At 72.8% G+C, this 17461-nt stretch carries 13 protein-coding genes; 6 read left to right on the top strand and 7 right to left on the bottom strand.

Annotation, left to right across the window (positions count from 1 at the left end):
* The first annotated feature begins 55 nt into the window (after nt 1-55).
* Nucleotides 56-1252: a DNA polymerase IV gene (dinB, locus tag CLV40_RS19255; RefSeq protein ID WP_104480346.1), complete on the top strand. Its 1197-nt coding sequence runs from the start codon at nt 56-58 to the stop codon at nt 1250-1252.
* 30 nt (nt 1253-1282) lie between these two features.
* Nucleotides 1283-1945 (top strand): cysteine hydrolase family protein, encoded by a 663-nt coding sequence (locus CLV40_RS19250; protein WP_104480345.1) that lies wholly within the window; start codon nt 1283-1285, stop codon nt 1943-1945.
* Nucleotides 1946-1961: 16 nt separating this feature from the next.
* Here CLV40_RS19250 and metH read toward each other — a convergent pair whose 3' ends face one another.
* From metH to CLV40_RS19235, 3 genes are all read right to left on the bottom strand, one after another.
* Entirely contained in the window at nt 1962-5570 is a 3609-nt protein-coding gene (gene metH / locus CLV40_RS19245) for a methionine synthase (RefSeq protein ID WP_104480344.1), read from the bottom strand.
* Nucleotides 5571-6007: 437 nt separating this feature from the next.
* Nucleotides 6008-6421 carry a hypothetical protein gene (locus CLV40_RS19240; RefSeq protein ID WP_146108106.1) on the bottom strand — a complete coding sequence of 138 codons (414 nt, stop codon included), beginning with the start codon at nt 6419-6421 and terminating at the stop codon, nt 6008-6010.
* 257 nt (nt 6422-6678) lie between these two features.
* Nucleotides 6679-7476 (bottom strand): UbiA family prenyltransferase, encoded by a 798-nt coding sequence (locus tag CLV40_RS19235; RefSeq protein WP_104480342.1) that lies wholly within the window; start codon nt 7474-7476, stop codon nt 6679-6681.
* Between the two features lie 107 nt (nt 7477-7583).
* Between CLV40_RS19235 and CLV40_RS19230 the strand changes: the two genes are divergently transcribed.
* The 3 genes from CLV40_RS19230 to CLV40_RS19220 are packed head-to-tail and all read left to right on the top strand — an operon-like array spanning nt 7584 to nt 10170.
* Entirely contained in the window at nt 7584-8216 is a 633-nt protein-coding gene (locus CLV40_RS19230) for a class I SAM-dependent methyltransferase (RefSeq protein WP_104480517.1), read from the top strand.
* Nucleotides 8204-9229: a type III polyketide synthase gene (locus tag CLV40_RS19225; RefSeq protein ID WP_104480341.1), complete on the top strand. Its 1026-nt coding sequence runs from the start codon at nt 8204-8206 to the stop codon at nt 9227-9229. The genes CLV40_RS19230 and CLV40_RS19225 overlap by 13 nt, the downstream gene beginning before the upstream one ends.
* Complete coding sequence (locus tag CLV40_RS19220) at nt 9226-10170, top strand: magnesium transporter CorA family protein (protein WP_104480340.1); 945 nt, start codon at nt 9226-9228, stop codon at nt 10168-10170. The genes CLV40_RS19225 and CLV40_RS19220 overlap by 4 nt, the downstream gene beginning before the upstream one ends.
* Here the strand turns inward: CLV40_RS19220 and CLV40_RS19215 are convergent.
* From CLV40_RS19215 to CLV40_RS19200, 4 genes are all read right to left on the bottom strand, one after another.
* Nucleotides 10167-12254, bottom strand: coding sequence for a HelD family protein (locus CLV40_RS19215; RefSeq protein ID WP_245931389.1), 2088 nt, complete (start codon nt 12252-12254; stop codon nt 10167-10169). The genes CLV40_RS19220 and CLV40_RS19215 overlap by 4 nt on opposite strands.
* 102 nt (nt 12255-12356) lie before the next feature.
* Nucleotides 12357-12716, bottom strand: coding sequence for a hypothetical protein (locus tag CLV40_RS19210; RefSeq protein WP_104480339.1), 360 nt, complete (start codon nt 12714-12716; stop codon nt 12357-12359).
* A complete protein-coding gene (locus CLV40_RS19205; RefSeq protein WP_245931388.1) occupies nt 12713-15424 on the bottom strand; it encodes an FtsK/SpoIIIE domain-containing protein in 2712 nt (903 codons plus the stop codon). Before CLV40_RS19205 ends, CLV40_RS19210 begins: the two co-directional genes overlap by 4 nt.
* An 84-nt stretch (nt 15425-15508) precedes the next feature.
* Nucleotides 15509-15775, bottom strand: a complete 267-nt coding sequence (locus CLV40_RS19200) for a hypothetical protein (RefSeq protein ID WP_104480338.1) — start codon at nt 15773-15775, stop codon at nt 15509-15511.
* Between the two features lie 207 nt (nt 15776-15982).
* On the opposite strand from CLV40_RS19200, the gene CLV40_RS19195 reads away from it, so the two are divergent.
* Nucleotides 15983-17449 (top strand): S1 family peptidase, encoded by a 1467-nt coding sequence (locus CLV40_RS19195; protein WP_104480337.1) that lies wholly within the window; start codon nt 15983-15985, stop codon nt 17447-17449.
* Nucleotides 17450-17461 lie beyond the last annotated feature (12 nt).

Raw genomic sequence — 17461 nt, 5'->3', positions numbered from 1 at the left:
GGACCTTCGCGCGTGCGACATCGTGACCTGCGGAGACCGGTATCGATGCGAACATGTGTTCGTGTCGAACGAGGGTCCGATCCTGCACGCCGACCTGGACGCCTTCTATGCGTCGGTCGAGCAGCGCGACGACCCCGCGCTCCGGGGGCGGCCGGTGGTGGTGGGCACGGGCGTGGTCCTGGCGGCCAGTTACGAGGCCAAGGCGCGGGGCGTGCGCACGGCCATGGGTGGCCGCCAGGCCCGGGCGCTGTGCCCGGAGGCGATCGTCGTACGGCCTCGGATGGCGGCGTACTCGGCGGCCTCCAAGGCCGTCTTCGAGGTCTTCCGCGACACCACCCCGCTGGTCGAGGGCATCTCCATCGACGAGGCGTTCCTCGACGTGGGTGGGCTGCGCAAGATCGCGGGCAGCCCGTCGGAGATCGCGGCCCGGCTGCGCGCGGCGGTGGTCGACCGGGTCGGCCTGCCGATCACCGTGGGCGTCGCGCGGACCAAGTTCCTGGCCAAGGTGGCCAGCGGTGTGGCCAAGCCGGACGGGCTCCTGGTGGTGCCGCACGGCGGCGAACTGGACTTCCTGCACCCGCTCCCGGTGGAACGCCTGTGGGGCGTCGGAGCGGTGACCTCGGCCAAGCTCCGCGCGTACGGGATCGCGACCGTCGGCCAGGTCGCGGCGTTCGACGTCCGCGAACTGGTCTCGATGCTGGGGGTGGCCGCGGGTCGTCACCTGCACGCGTTGGCGCACAACCGCGATCCCCGGAAAGTCCGGGTGGGACGGCGGCGCGGATCCCTTGGCGCGCAACGGGCCCTGGGGTCGCGCCGTCGGACGCTGGCGGAACTGGACGCGACGGTCGCGGCGCTGGTCGACCGACTGGCCCGCCGGTTGCGCGCGGCCGATCGGCGGTGCCGGACGGTGACGCTGCGGCTGCGCTTCGCCGACTACACCCGCGCCAGCCGCGCGCGGACGATGCGCCGCGCGACGACCGCCACCGAGGACGTGCTGGCGACCGCGCGGTCCCTGCTCGCCGACGCCTGGCCGATGATCACCGACCGCGGTGTCACGCTGATCGGCCTTTCACTGTCCAATTTGGATGACGACGGCCCGCTCCAGCTGGAACTCCCTTTCGAGGGAACGGATCCGCGCGCACTCGACGCGACCCTGGACTCCCTGCGCGAACGCTTCGGCGCCACCTCGGTCACCCGCGCGACGTTGCTCGGCCGGTCCCCGGGCATCGAGATGCCGATGCTGCCGGACTGACGGTCTTGCGCCCGCCGAGATGATCGGTGGGTGGTGGAACCGAGGAAGCACCGGTGGCACATCGAGGATCGCGAGTACGCCCGACAGGAGCAGCGGCGTGGCAGGCGCTACGCCTACCCGAGCCTGAACGGCGCGAAGACCGCGCTGGTGGTGATCGACATGGTGCCGTTCTTCGTCGCGGAGAGCGGCTACGGCCTGGGCATCGTGCCCAACATCGACGCGCTGGCCGTGGGCGTCCGGGCGGCGGGCGGTGTGGTGGCGTGGGTGCTGCCGGGACCGCGGTCGCCGATGCCCGCGGACTTCTACGGCGAACGGGTCGCGCGGGTGCTGGCGGCGTCCGGGGGAGCGGGCGCGCCCGCGGACCGGTTGTGGTCGGGCCTGCGGCACGAAGAGGGCGACCTGGTGGCGGACAAGACGGCGTACAGCGCGTTCTTCCCCGGCCACTGCCCGTTACCGGACCTGTTGCGCGACAAGGGAATCGACACGGTGCTCATCACCGGCACGGTCACCAACGTCTGTTGCGAGTCCTCGGCCAGGGACGCCGCCACCCTCGGCTACCGGGTGGTCATGGTCGCCGACGCCAACGCCGCGCGCCGCGACGCCGACCACAACGCGACCCTGCACACCGTCTACCGCTCGTTCGGCGACGTCCGCTCCACCGAGTCGGTGCTCCACCTCCTCGGGAAACCCTGAGGAGGTGGAGCACAGCTCAGTCTTGGCCCGGCTCGTACGCCAACGTGGGGCGCAGCCAGCGTTCGACGTCCTCGACGGTCATGCCGCGCCGGGTCGCGTAGTCGGTGACCTGGTCCTTGCCGAGCCTGCCGACGGTGAAGTACCGCGACGCCGGGTGGGCGAAGATCAGGCCGCTGACGCTGGCCGCCGGGATCATCGCGAAGGACTCGGTCAGGTTCATGCCCAGGTCCTTGGCGCCCAGCAGGTCGAACAGGGTGTCCTTCTCGCTGTGGTCCGGGCTGGCCGGGTAGCCCAGGGCCGGGCGGATGCCGCGGAAGCGCTCCGCGTGCAGCTCCTCGATGGCCGGGTCGGCGTCCGGCTCGAACCACTCGCGGCGCGCGCGCAGGTGGATCCACTCGGCGAACGCCTCGGCCAGGCGGTCGGCGACGGCCTTGACCATGATCGCGCGGTAGTCGTCGTGCGCCGCCTCGTACTCCGCCGCCAGCTCCTCCGCGCCGTGCACCGACACCGCGAAGCCGCCGAGGTGGTCGCCCGCCGGGGCGATGTAGTCCGACAGGCAGCGGTTGGGCCTGCCCTCCGGCTTCTCGGTCTGCTGGCGCAGCATCGGGAACCGCGCGTCGACGCCGGGCAGCACGATGTCGTCGCCCTCGGCGTGCGCCGCCCAGAACGCGTACGCGCCGCGGAACTCCAGCCGGTGGCCGATCTCGTCGAGCATCGCGTTGGCGTCGTCGAACAGCTCGCGGGCCACCGGGTTGTCGAGGATCGCGGGGTACTTGCCGCGCACCTCCCAGGCCAGGAACAGGAACTGCCAGTCGATCATCGCGCGCAGCTCGGCCAGCGTCGGCGCCACCTGCCGGACACCGGTGAACGCGGGCGTCGGCAGGTCGGCGAAGTCGACGACCTCGCGGTTGGCGCGGGCGGCCTCGACCGACAGCAGCGGCTTGGCGTGCCGGTTCTCGTGCTGCTCGCGCAGGACCTCCTGGTCGGCGCGGTTGCGCACGTCCAGTTCCTCGGCGCGGTTCGGGTCCATCAGGTCCGAGACGACCCCGACGACGCGGGAGGCGTCGAGCACGTGCACGGTCGTCGAGTCGTAGACGGGCGCGATGCGCACGGCCGTGTGCTGGCGCGACGTCGTGGCGCCGCCGATCAGCACCGGCAGCTTCAGCCCGCGCCGCTGCATCTCGGTCGCCACCGTGACCATCTCGTCCAGCGACGGCGTGATCAGCCCGGACAGGCCGATCACGTCCGCGCCCTCGGCGACCGCGGTGTCCAGGATGACCGACGCGGGCACCATCACGCCCAGGTCGATGACCTCGTAGTTGTTGCAGCCCAGCACCACGCCGACGATGTTCTTGCCGATGTCGTGCACGTCGCCCTTGACCGTGGCCAGCACGACCTTGCCCTGGCCGCGGGTGGTCTCGACCTTGCCCTCCAGCCGCAGCCGCTCCTTCTCCGCCTCCATGTACGGCTCCAGGTAGGCCACCGACCGCTTCATCACGCGGGCGCTCTTGACCACCTGCGGCAGGAACATCTTGCCGGAGCCGAACAGGTCGCCGACGACCTTCATGCCGTCCATCAGCGGGCCCTCGATCACGTCGAGCGGCCGCGCGGCCACCGCGCGGGCCTCCTCGGTGTCGGCCTCGATGTAGTCGACGATGCCGTGCACCAGCGCGTGCGAGAGCCGCTGGGCGACCGGCGCGTCCCGCCACGCCAGGTCGACCACGCGCTTGGTCTTGGACCCCTTCACCGTCTCGGCGTACTCGACGAGCCGGTCGGTGGCGTCCTCGCGGCGGTCGAAGAGCACGTCCTCGACCAGTTCCAGCAGGTCGGCCGGGATGTCCTCGTACACCGCGAGCTGACCGGCGTTGACGATGCCCATGTCCAGGCCCGCGCGCACGGCGTGCAGCAGGAACGCGGAGTGCATCGCCTCGCGCACGGTGTCGTTGCCGCGGAAGGAGAACGACAGGTTCGAGATGCCGCCGCTGGTCCGCGCGCCGGGGCAGCGCTGCTTGATCAGCGGCAGCGCGTCGATGAACGCCTTCGCGTACCCGTTGTGCTCGCTGATGCCGGTCGCGACCGCGAGCACGTTCGGGTCGAAGACGATGTCCTCCGCCGGGAAGCCGACCTCCTGGGTCAGCAGGTCGTACGCCCGGGCGCAGATGTCGACCTTGCGCTCGGTGGTGTCCGCCTGGCCCTGCTCGTCGAAGGCCATGACGACCACACCGGCGCCGTAGTCGCGGATCCGGCGGGCCTGGGCGAGGAACTGCTCCTCGCCCTCCTTGAGGCTGATCGAGTTGACCACGCCCTTGCCCTGCACGCACTTGAGCCCGGCCTCCAGCACGCTCCACCGCGAGCTGTCGACCATGATCGGGATCCGGGCCACCTCGGGCTCGGTGGCGATCAGGTTGAGGAAGGTCGTCATGGCCTGCTCGCTGTCGAGCAGGTCGGCGTCCATGTTCACGTCGAGCAGGTTCGCCCCGCCGCGCACCTGGTCCAGCGCCACGTCCACGGCGGCCTGGTGGTTGTCGCCCTCGATGAGCCTGCGGAACTTGGCCGAGCCGGTGACGTTGGTGCGCTCGCCGATCATCACGAAGCCGGTGTCGGCGCCGATGGCGAACGGCTCCAGGCCGCTGAACCGGGTCTTCGGCTCGATCGTCGGCACCGCGCGCGGCGCCATGCCGCGCACCCGCTCGGCGATCTGGGCGATGTGCGGGGGCGTGGTGCCGCAGCAGCCGCCGACGATGTTGACCATGCCCTCGCGGGCGAACGCGGCCAGCAGCTCGCCGGTCTCGGTCGGGGTCTGGTCGTAGCCGCCGAAGGCGTTGGGCAGGCCCGCGTTCGGGTGGCTGGCGGTGTAGACGCCCGCCAGCTTGTTCAGCTCCGCGACGTGCGGGCGCATCTCGGTGGCGCCGAGCGCGCAGTTCACGCCGACGATGAGCGGCTCGGCGTGCTCGATCGAGCGCCAGAACGCCTCGACGGTCTGCCCGGAGAGCGTGCGGCCGCTCAGGTCGACGATGGTGACCGAGATCCACAGCGGCAGGTGCGGGGCGACCTCGCGGGCGGCGGCGATGGCGGCCTTGGCGTTGAGCGTGTCGAAGATCGTCTCGATGAGCAGGATGTCCACCCCGCCCTCGGCCAGCGCCCCGATGTGCTCGGCGTAGCAGGCCTTCACCTGGTCGAAGGTGACCGTCCGGTACGACGGGTCCTCGACCTTGGGGGAGAGCGACAGGGTCACGTTGAGCGGGCCGACCGACCCGGCCACGAACGCCCCCACCTCGTCCGCCGCCTGCCGCGCGATCTGCGCGCCGCGCAGGGTCATCTCGGCCGCGAGGTGCTCCAGCCCGTAGTCGGCCTGCGCGATGGCGGTGGCGGTGAAGGTGTTGGTGGACGTGATGTCCGCCCCCGCCGCCAGGTACTGCCGGTGGGCGTCGAGGATGACGTCGGGGCGGGTGATGTTGAGCAGGTCGGGGTCCCCGGTGACGTCCTTGGGGTGGTTCGCCAACCGCTCGTCGTAGTAGTCCTCGGGGCGCAGGGAGGCGTTCTGCAGCATGGTTCCCCACGCGCCGTCGAGTACGACGATCCGTTCGTCCAGCAGCCGCCGCAGGTCATCGGTCCGAGCCGACACGCACACCTCCAGTTGTCCCGGAGGCGCCCTTGGAAGTCGTCGCGAGCCGAGCGTGGCGGGCCGCCGTGGCCCGTCGCAGCGCCTCTCGGCATCGGACGCCAGCCTACCGGATGGCCCCCCAGTAAAACGCCGGAGTCCACCCGGGCGCATCACTCGAAAGTGGCTTGCCGGGAGCGGTTCGGGTGCCCGGTGGGTAGGGAGGTGGCGGAGGGGCGATCGCGAAGGTGCTCGTGCCTCGACGCGGAGGTCGACTTCCTGAGCCCGCGGCGCGACCCCGGGCGGGGCTGGGACTCCCGGGCGAAAAAGTGCCCCGCTCCCGGGCCGGGGGCCGGAAGCGGGGCGGTGGGCCCGCGAGTCGACCGGGAGCATCGGGGTCGCGGGGCCCTGGGTGGTCGTCGTCGGGGCGGGGTCAGGGCTCCGGCGACGACCGGTGTCGGCTACGGGATCGCCAGGGGCAGCTGGGGGAGCTGGGGGAGCAGCGGGCGCTGGGGCGCGGACTGCTGGGTCATCAGCTGCCGGATGAGGTTCAGCAGCCCGGGCAGGGCCGCGGCCGCGATCTGCGGTGACAGCGCGGAGGCGGCCGAGTGCGCGAGCGCCTGGGCGTCGACCAGCAGGTGCAGGACGCCCTGGCTGTCGGTGAGGCCGCGCAGGTCCTCGAGGACCGGGGGCAGGTCGGCGAGGGCCTGGTGCAGCTCGCCCGGCGACTCGGCGTCGGTCAGCTCGTGGGTGATGGCGGTCAGCCGGTCCATCGGGTTCGCCTCGGCGGCAGTCGCGGTAGGGATGATCAGCAGCGCGGAGACGGCGGCGGCGAGCACGGCCGTCGCGGTGCGCGGCAGCGGGGTCCTCTTCAAGGGGCGCCCTTTCTGGTCGGTCAACGAGGTACTCGGGCTGCCCTAGAGCTAGCAGCGACAACGGCCCGTGACCAGCCCGGCACCTTGTGTGACTCCGCAAGCAGTTCAGCGCATCCGTTCCCGCATAACCGCTGGTCAGCCCCATTCGCGTGGTGTGGCACCGGACAGCACGGGCAGGTGCACACGCAGCGGGGTGGCCGGTGCGCCGCTATCGGTGACGCCGCCGCCGATCGGGTGAAAGCGGGCCGTGTCACCCGTCAGAGGGTCGCGGCGAGGAGTACCCCGGCGTCGATGACCGCCACGACCAGCATGGCGTGGAACGCGGCGCGGGAGCCGGGGCGCCTGCCGAGCACCAGTCCCACCACGGTCACCGCGAGTGCCACCGCCAACCCCGCGTAGGCGAGCGGCCCCGGCAGCCCCGCGACGAGGGTCGCCGACGCGGCCAGCACCAACAGCGCGGCGGCGGCCCGTGACGCGGCTTCCCCGAGGCGGTGGGGCAGCCCCACGACACCCGTCGCGCGGTCGTCGGCGAAGTCCGGGAGCGTGTTGGCGAAATGCGCCGCACTGCCCAAGAGGGACGCGGTCGCCACCAACCACCACGGTGGCCAATACGGGTCGGGAAGCCCAAGAGTGACGAATGCCGTCAAGAGTCCAAACGAGACCGCGTAGGGAACGATCGAGAACGCGGTCTCCTTCACCTTCACGTCGTAGGCCCACGCCGACACAAGAGCCACTACGTGCATAAGTCCGGCCACCATCCCGGACAACAACGACAGCCCCACCGCGAGTACACCGGATACCAACACCAAGAGCCGCACGGTCGACGCCGAGACCTTCCCGGACGCGACAGGCTTGTCCGCCCGCCCCACACGCGCGTCGCGCGGCGCGTCGACCAGGTCGTTGAGCCACCCCACCGACAACTGCCCCGCGAGGACCGCCGTCCCGACCGCGACCCCGCCCCACACCGTCTGCCCCAGCCCGAGAGCCAAGGCCACGGCGGCGACCGTCACCGCGACGGCGGGCTCCGGATGCGAGGCGCGCAGCAGGGGCGTCACCGGTCCAGCCTACGGCGGAGCCCGCCGCGCTGTGCCAGCCTCGGTGCGTGACCGCGATCTACGACGACCTGGCCGACCGGTGGTGGCAGCCCAGGGGGCCATTCGCCATGCTGCACTGGCTCGCCGCCGCCCGCGCGCGGCTCGTCCCACCCGCGCCACGTCGAGGCGCGGTGCTCGTGGACCTCGGTTGCGGCGGGGGCCTTCTCGCGCCGCACATAGCGCGAAAAGGCTACCTACACATAGGTATCGATCTATCCCTAACCGGACCACGCTTAGCGTCCGAGCACGGTGTCCACGCGGTCAGGGCCGATGTACTGCGTGTGCCACTACGGCCCGAATGCGCGGACGTAGTGGTGGCGGGAGAAATCCTCGAACACGTCCCGGACCTACCCCGCGCCGTGGAACAAGCCTGTGGACTCTTGCGCCCGGGCGGCCTCCTGGTGATCGATACATTGGCGAACACCGCGCTGTGCCGGTTCCTGGCGATCACGGTGGCCGAACGGCTGCCCGGCGTGCCGCGCGGCGTGCACGAGCCCGGTCTGCTGGTGGACCGGGCGCTGCTGGTGCGCGAGTGCGCCCGGCGAGGTGTGCGCCTGCGGCTGCGGGGTATCCGCCCGTCGGCGGCCGACCTGCTCGGCTGGGCGCTGGGCCTGCGCCGGGACGTGCGCCTGCGGCCCGTCCCGACGACCGCGGTCCTGTTCCAGGGGACCGGCACGAAGGAGGCCCGATGGCCGCGGTGACCGGGCTCGGCACGGCACTGCCCCGGTCGGTGGACCAGGAAGCCCTGTGGGAGCGCGGTTTCCGCGCGCACTTCGGCGACAGCGGCTTCGCCCGGCGGGTGTTCGCCGGGTCCGGTGTCCGCTCGCGACACACCGTCGTGGACCCGTTCGCGGAGGGTGTCGCCGGGTGGTCCACCGCGCAGCGGATGGCCCGGTTCGACCGGGAGGCCCCACCGCTGGCCCGGGCGGCCCTGCGCGAGGCGCTCGACGACGCGAACCTCGCCCCCGGCGACCTCGGGCTCGTCGCGGTCGTGTCCTGCACCGGCTACGGCACCCCCGGCCTCGACATCGGCCTCGCCGCCGACCTCGGCCTGGCCGCCGACGCGCAACGGCTCGCCATCGGCCACATGGGCTGCTACGCCGCGCTGCCCGGCCTGGGCGCGGTGTCCGACTTCGCCACCGCGCGCGGCCTGCCCGCCGCGCTCGTGTGCGTCGAGCTGACGTCGTTGCACATCCAGCCACCCGACCGCGACCCCGAGCAGGTGGTGGCGCACGCGCTGTTCGGTGACGCCGCGGCGGCGGCCGTGGTGCACCCCGACGCGCCCGGCTGGGAGGTCCTCGACGTCGTGTCGCACACCGACACCGACACCCGCGACCTGATGACCTGGCGGATCACCGACCACGGCTTCCGGATGGGCCTGTCCGCGCGGGTGCCGGACGTGCTGGCGGTGGCGGTGCGCCCGGTCGTGGAGAAGATGCTGGCCCGGCACGGCGCCGACGTCGACGGCGTGGCGGGCTGGGCGGTGCACCCCGGCGGGCCGCGCGTGCTGGACACTGTGGCCGCCGGACTGGGCCTGCCGCCCGCGGCGCTGGCCGCCTCGCGAGGGGTGCTCGCCGAGCGCGGGAACTGCTCGTCGGCGACGGTGTTGCTGGTGCTGCGCGAACTGTCCGCGCGGCCGGGAGAGCTGGTGGTGGCGATGGCGTTCGGCCCGGGGTTGACCCTGTACGCGGTGTTGCTGAGGCGGTCGGCGTGAGTCGGACGCGGCTGTACCGGGACGGCTCCGTCGAGGAGGACTTCCCGCTCGACCAGCTGGCGGAGCGGCTGGCGGGCGGCGGGGTCGCCTGGGTCGACATCTCCGACGACAAGGCGCTGGAGGTCGTCGGCCGCGAGCTCGGCCTGCACGAGCTGGCGCTGGAGGACAGCCAGGAGCGCCACCAGCGGCCCAAGCTCGACCACTACCGCACCCACCAGTTCGTCTCGGTCTACGGGGTGTCCGTGGCCGCCGACGGCACCCTCGAGTGCCACGAGTTGTCGATGTTCGTCACCCCGAACACCCTGGTCACCGTGCGCGACGGCTTCGACATGGCCGCCGTGACCCGCCGCTGGGACGCCTCCGCGCTGCCCTGCGACCGGGTCGGGGTGCTGCTGCACGCGGTGCTCGACATCGTGGTCGACGGCCACCTGGAGGCCACCTCGCGGCTCGACGAGCTGATCGAGGATCTGGAGGGCGTGGTCTTCGAGGAGCGCCCCGACGTCCGCGAACTCCAGCGGCACTCCGTCCGGGTGCGCCGCGCCCTCGCGGGCCTGCGCCGGGTCGTGCTGCCGATGCGCGACATCATGACCGAGCTGCCGCGCGACAAGAACCTGGTCGACGCCGAGCTGCAGCCCTACTTCGGCGACATCCGCGACCACGTCGCCCACGCCGCCGAGTGGACCGAGTCCCTGCGCGACCACATCACCGCGCTGCGCGAGACCCAGCTCAACATCCAGAGCAACCAGCTCAACATGATCATGAAGAAGGTCACCGGCTGGGCCGCGGTGATCGCGATCCCCACCGCCATCACCGGCTTCTACGGCCAGAACGTCCCCTACCCCGGCTACGACCAGCCCTGGGGCTTCTGGGCCTCCACCGCCGCCATCATCGCCATCGGCGGCGGCCTCTACGCCATGTTCCGCCGCAAGGACTGGCTCTAGAACCGCAGCGCCTCCGGCAGCGGGTCGGCGTGGATGACGTGCAGGGTGGTCACCGCGCGGGTCAGGGCCACGTAGAGGCGCTGGAGGCCGCGCTGTTCCGCGGTGGCGATGCGGGACGGCTCGACGACCAGGACGGTGTCGAACTCGAGGCCCTTGGCCAGGGTCACCGGCACGAGTGCCAGGCGTTCGGCCTCCGGGTCGGCGTCGTCGCCGAGCACGACGTAGCGGAACCCGCCGTCCGCCAAGGCCTCGGCGATGGCGGGGAGGTCGGCGTCGGCCGCGATGAGGGCGACGGACCCCTCCTCGACCAGGGCCGTCGCACAGGTCGCGGAGATGGTCGCGGCGAGCTTCTCGGGGGTGGTCTCCTCGAGGTTCAGCGCACCCGGCCTGCTGCGGAAGGACGCCGGGCCGCGCAGGTCCGGGGCGATGCGCGGCAGCAGGCGGGCGGCGAAGTCGATGATCTGGGCCGGGACGCGGTAGCCGCGGGTCAGCTCGGCGATCCGCCCGTCCGCGCGATCGAGGTGGGTGAGCACGGCCGCCCAGTCCGACACCGCCGCCGGGCTCGTCGCCTGGGCCAGGTCGCCGAGCACGGTGCAGGAACCCGCCAGCCTGCGGGCGATCGCGCGCAGGTGCATGGGGCTCAGGTCCTGGGCCTCGTCGACCACGACGTGCCCCAGCCGGGCCGGTCGGGCGAGCCTGCCCGCGACCTCGTCGAGCAGCGCCAGGTCCAGGCTGCTCCACGTCATCGCCTTCACCGACCTGGGCTTGGGGGTGCGCAGGACGACCTGTTGCTCGTCGGGGGACAGGACCCCGTCCGCCGCCTCCGCCAGCACGGCCGCGTCGGTGAGCAGGTCGAACACGACCCGCGCGGCGTTGACGGCGGGCCACACGGCGCGCAGGGCCCGGTCGATGCCGCGGTCGCGGGCCAGCGCCTCCACCGACGAGGAGCCGATACCGGACAACTCCATCCGCCGCAGCACGCGCAGCGCCAGCCGCTTGGCCAGCAGGTCGCGGCCCGGGCCGTAGTCGAGGTCCCGGGCGAGCACGGCGTCGAGTTCGGCGGCGAAGTACTCCACCGGCACCCGCCACACCCGGTTCTGCCGCTTGACCTCCACCCCGTCGACCGGCCGCCGGATCCGCGACCGCAGGTACCGGCGGACGACCTCGGCCATCCGCGCGTCCCCCTTGACCCGGGCGGCGTCGGGCTCGTCCACCCGGCCGACCGCGAGCCGCGCCCCGGTGACCTCCTCGATCGTCGTCTGCGCGACCTCCACCTCGCCCAGCGCGGGCAGCACGTTGCGGATGTAGGACAGGAACGCCCGGTTCGGCCCGATGACCGCGACCCCGCCGTCCCGGCGCAACCGGTCCCGCTCGGCGTAGAGCAGGTACGCCAACCTGTGCAGCCCCACCGCCGTCTTGCCCGTTCCCGGCGCCCCCTGCACGCACACCGTGTCCCCCAGGGGCGCGCGCACCAAGCGCATCTGCTCGGGCTGGATGGTGGCGACGATGTCGCGCATCGGGCCCTTGCGCGGGCGCTCGATCTCGGCGGCCAGCAGGCCGTCCCCGCCCGCCGCTGCCCGCGGGGTGAGCGCCTCGTCCTCGTAGGCGGTCACCAGGCCCCTGGTGTCGAACCCGTAGCGGCGCCGGACCCGCACGCCCATCGGGTCCTGGTGGGCCGCCTCGTAGAACGCCCGCGACACGGCCGCGCGCCAGTCGATGACCAGCGGCTCGCCGTCGTCGTCGCGGACACCGCGCCGTCCGATGTAGACGAGGTCCCGGTCCGGCGGGTGGGTCGGCGAGCCCGCGGCGCGGACCACGTCGCCGTCGTGGACCTCGCCCGGCGGGAAGTCGAGGCGCCCGAAGAACAGCGGCACGTCGTCGAGGTCGGCCAACTCCTCGAGCGCGCGCACCCGGACCTCGCGCAGCGCGTTGTTGAGGTACTTGTCGACGACCGCGTCGCCCTCGCCCGCGCCGGTCGCCAGCATCGCCGCGACCTCCTCGCGCATCGCGGTGAGGGTGACCCGGCACAGGTCCATGTAGTCGCGCTCGGCGCGTATCTCGGGTTCGAGGACGGGCTGGTTCACGGTTGAGATTTCCCCCACGGCAGAAGTGCGCAACCGATCAATTGTACGGTTGGCGCAACTCGTTAACCGGGAGAAGAAATACCGCTACGGGTGAAATCCCCATTACGGCCGCCGGGGCCACATCGCTTTCCGCAACGCGGTCCGGAACGCCTTGGTGGCCGGTTCGATCTGGGCCAGGTACTCCCGCAGGCTCTCCGGTCGCGCGGTGGTGTCCGGGGCCGGGCGGGGGGTGGTCACCAGCCAGCTCTGGCCTTCCACCGAGTTCACCACCTGCCGCCACCAGCCGTTGATCTCGCCGACGACCTGGGCCTCCGCCTCGGTCGCGGCGTGGATCTCCTTATCGGTGGCGTGGATCTCGGCGACCAAGTCGATCAGCCGCCGCCGTTCGTGGTCGGTGTGCTTGCGGGCGGCGCGGTGCGCGGTGTCCAGCAGTTCGCGGTAGCGGGCGGCGGGATCGGTCACGACTCCTCCGGGTGCAGCGCGGTGGTGGTGTCGAAGGGGATCAGCACGTCCGGTCTGCTGTGCGTGGACCGGTCGAAGAAGATCGCCCGGTGCGGGCGCGGTGACCAGTCCACGATCTGCCCGGCCGCCAACGCGTTCAGTTCGGCGCCTTGGACGTCGAGCGCCACCCAGGCGCCGACGTCGTCGGTGCCCGCGAAGCCCAGGGTGTCCTTGAGCCTGCCGACCCCGCGCCACCAGCCGAAGGTGTGCACGTGGTTGGCGGGCCCGTTCTTCAGCAGCGCCCGCAGCCGGTCCAGGCCGCTGGGGCCGAAACCCTCCTTGACCTCCAACACCGGGTGCGCCGCGTCCACCGCGTAGAAGAACACGAACTGCGGCACGCCGTTGTCGGGGAAGTCCGGGATCACGCTGTCGAACCGGGGGTGCACCCGGTGCCCCATGTCCTCCAGCGCGTGCTGGACCAGCGCGACGTGCTCGTTCAGCGAAGCGACCGCGCACCACAGGTGGAACTCGCAGTTCTCGCCCCGGTGGATCTTGCCCAGCGACAGCGCCAGGCTGTCCAAAATGGACAAAGCGTCGTTCTGCGCCGTGCCCAGCACCGCCAGGTTCCGGCCCGGCGCGGGCTCCACCCGCAGCGTCGCCGCGCTGTCCTCGACCGCGATCACCTGACCCAGCAGGGGACCCGACGGGTGCGCGAACTCCGGCGCCGACGCCAGGTCCGGCTGGTGCGCGCCGTCGAACAGCCGCGGCACCGCCCCCGCCTGCTCCCGCCACAGCCGCTGCTGCAACTCGTCGAAGGTGCCCCGGCTCGACGCGTCCGGTACGTGCGCGACCTCGTTGCCGTGCGGCACACCGGAATCGTGGTTGATCACCGCGTGCCAGCGGGGCAGGCTCACCGGCGCGTAGTTGTCGTCGGTCAGCACCCGCTTCGCCTTGGGCATCGCGATCCGCAGCGTGCACTGGTCGTACACCGCGGGCTTGCCCCAGAACGCCTCGATCCCGGCGATGTCCTGGCTGGCCAGCACCAGGTGGATGCCCTGGGACCGGCCGCGCCTGGCCACGTCCTCCAGCAGCGCCGCGGCCTGCTGGGTGATCTGGTCGCGGCTGCCGAACAGCGCCTGGAACTCGTCGATCACCGCGACGATCCGCGGCCACCGCGCCTCCGGCTCCGCGTCGCGCAGCTCGGCCAGCTTGGTGACCTCCTGCCGCTTCGCCGCCTCCGCGCGCCGCGCCAGCTCACGGGTCAGGTACCGCAGCAGCGCCAACCCGAACTCGCGGTCGGTGTTGACGTTCACCCCGACCAGCCGCGCCTGCGGCAGCCAACTCGGGTCCTTGCGGCCCGGGGTCAGACCCGCGAACGACACGCCTTCCTTGAAGTCCAACAGGTACAGCTCCAGCTCGTCCGGCGGGTACCGGGCGGCGAAGCCACCGAGCATGGCGTAGAGGAAGTTCGTCTTGCCCGACCCGCTCGGCCCGGCGACCAGCGCGTGCGGGGTCGCGTCGCCCAGCACCACCTCCACCGGCTCGCCCTCGTCGAACCCGATGACCGTGCGCAGCTCCTCGCGGGAGCTGCCCCGGCCCAGCTCGTCCGGCAGCAGGTCGACGAACGAGCGCGGCCTGCCCCGGCGCACCACCACGTCGTCGCGGATCGCCGCGGCGGCCCGGCTGACGATCCCCGGCGGCATCGGCGGGTCGGCCCGCACCACGATGCCCGGGCCGGTGATGCTCGCCGTCGCCCGCTCGGCGTCGGTGAAGCTCACCGTCTCCAGTGGACTGCTCGCGGACACCGGCATGTCCACCAGGATCAGGTGCACCCCCGCGTCCGGTCCCGTGCGGGCGACCCGGTTCAGCTCCCGGTACTGCTCGTCGGCCAGCCGCTCGCCGTTGCCGAACAGCACCGCGACCCGCCACGGCTCCACCCGCCGCCCGGCCACCTCGCAGGCCTCCCGCAGCGTCGTGCGGCCCGAGGCGCGCAACGCGTTCGCGTGCACCTTCCGGATGTGCCCGGCCAGCAGGCCCAGCAGGTCGTCGAGCCGGGTCGGGTCGTGCACGACCAGCAGCCCGCCCGCGGTGAGCGGGTGCAGGTTCGGCAGCGGACCGGTCAGGTGCCCGATGTCCCACAGGTGCAGCCGCACCAGACCCGGGGTGAACGTGCTCAGCAGCCGCAGCAGCAGCGTCTCCACGATGGAGTCCACCGCGGCGCGCGCCTCCGGCACCGAGTTCAACCGCAGGTTCCCCTGGTCCAACAACGGCACCGCCAGCGGGAACCCGTCCGCAGGCGACGCGTGCTCGACCTGCGCCGACCCGATCCGCCACAGCCGCGGCGAGCGCACCCCGGGGTCCTGCCCGATCGCGCCCAGCCAGTGCTCCCAGTGCGCCCCCGCCGGACCCCACGCCTCGGCCGCGACCAGCTCCCGCACCGCGCCCAGGCCCTCGGCCCGCCACTCGACGTAGCTCTCGTCGCGCTCGGCGTTGATCCGGGCCCACACCTGCGCGAACGCCGGGTCGGCCAGCTTCTCCGCCAGCTCCGGGTCCAGCGCGGCGGCGCCCAGCCCGACCCGCTGGACCTCGCGCTCGAACTCCAGCTGCCGCTTGCGGACCTCGGCCCGCTCCCGCGCCCCCGCCGCCGCGCCCAACGCCCGGTTCAACACGGTGCGCAGCCGGTTGAACGCCTCGGTCGCGCGATCCCTGCGCTCCCGCCTACCCAGCATCGGGGTTTCTCCTCGTGACAGTGGCTACCCGCGGACGGGCTACCCGTGCGCGCGTCCCGCTACCCGGCGCGCCCGCACCGCGTGTCAACGGCGGGCCGCGTACGCCTCGGCGGTGGAGACGGCGGCCATGGCGGCGCGCTGGGCCTCGGCCAGCGACGCCCGGGCCTCGTCGAGCAACCCGGACGAGCGGTCCAGCTCGGCCGACCCCGTGCCGATCGCGGAGCCCGCGGCCACGAGCGCGGTCCGCGCCTCCTCGAGCTGCAACGACGCCTGCGCGACCGCCGCGACCGCGCCCTGGGTCCGCTGAGTCGCCACCGCGACCCACGAACGCAGCTCCTCCACACCCGCCATACCTGAACAGGCTAGTGCGGATGATCTCCGCCGGCCGCACCGGGTGCGTCCGCCTACTCCGAACGTGTCAGGGCGTGGAGCTGGGAATCGTTATGGGGATCTGTGATCTGTCTGCCCTGCTCACGCCGCATTTACCGTTGGTTCACCGCCGCGTCCCCGGCGGTCGGGGCGAGCCCCCCGAACCCTGCACCGAGGAGTCACCCAGCCATGCGCAGACCACGGACATCACCGCTGATCGCGGTGGTCTTGGCTGTCCCGATCACGGTCGTCGGCCTGACGACCGCCAACGCCGCGCAACCCGCGCAACCCGTCGCGGCACCACTGGCGGCCGCCCCCGCCGTGCTCACCGCGCTGTCCCGCGACCTCGGCCTCGCACCGGCCCAGGCGGTCGCCCGGCTCGACGCCGAGCGGACCGCCACCAAGGCCGACCACCAGGTCCGCGCCACCCTCGGCGGCGACCTGGCGGGCACCTGGTTCGACGCCGCGCGCGGCGGGCTCGTCGTCGGCGTGACCAGCGCGTCCGCCTTCGCCGAGGTCCGCGCGGTCGGTGCCGAGCCGCGGCTGCTCGCCCGGTCGGCCGCCGCCCTCGACGCCGCCAAGACCCGCCTCGACGCCGCCGCCGCGGGCGCGCCCGCGCTGCCGGGCTGGCGGGTCGACCAGGAGCGCAACGCGGTCGTGGTCAAGCACGCGCCCGGTGCCGAGTCCAAGGCCCGGGCCTGGGTGAGCGCGGCCGGGGTCGACCAGTCCGCCGTGCGGTACGAGTCGAGCACCGAACGCGCGCGTCCGCTGATCGACGTCGTCGGCGGCAACCGGTACTGGACCAGCAAGTACGGCTGCTCGGTCGGCTTCTCCGTGCAGGGCGGCTTCATCTCCGCCGGGCACTGCGGCAAGGTCGGCGAGACCACCACCCAGCCGGGCGGCCGGTTCGACGGCTCCACCTTCCCGGTCGACGACATGGCGTTCATCCGCACCAGCGCGGGCGAGACGCCGATCGGCGCGGTCAACGACTACAGCGGCGGCCGGGTGGCCGTGGCGGGCGCGCAGGAGGCCCCGGTCGGCGCGTCGATCTGCCGCTCCGGCGGCACCACCGGCTGGCACTGCGGCACCATCCGCTACCGCAACGCCACCGTCGACTACGGCTCGCAGGTCGGCAAGGTCTACGAGGCCATCGAGACCACCGCGTGCGCCGAACCCGGCGACTCCGGCGGCTCGGCGATCTCCGGCCAGCAGGCCCAGGGCGTGACCTCCGGCGGGTCCGGCGACTGCAAGGGCGGCGCGGCGACGACGTACTTCCAGCCGGTGCCGGAGATCCTGAGCAGGTACAACGTCACGCTGCTGACCTCCGACGGCCCCGGTGAGCCGCCGGGCGGCCAGTGCGGCACCGCCACCACCGGCTCGGTGAACCAGGGCGGCACGGTCTACGAACCGCGCGCCACCGGCTCGTACCAGGCCGCCGCGGGCAAGCACACCGCGTGCCTGGCGGGCCCGTCCGGCAGCGACTTCGACCTGTACCTGGAGAAGCAGTCCGGCACCCGGTGGAGCACCGTCGCCACCAGCGCCGGGCCGAGTGCCACCGAGAAGGTCGACTACACCGGCACGGCGGGCCGCTACCGCTGGCGGATCAACGCCTACCGCGGCTCGGGCGCGTACACGCTGGAGGCCAAGACCCCCTAGTCGACCTCTCAC

This window comes from Actinokineospora auranticolor, from assembly GCF_002934265.1.
Classification (GTDB): Bacteria; Actinomycetota; Actinomycetes; order Mycobacteriales; family Pseudonocardiaceae; genus Actinokineospora; species Actinokineospora auranticolor.
The sequence above is the reverse complement of the archived record's forward strand: the minus strand, read 5'-3'. Positions and strand labels throughout refer to the sequence as shown.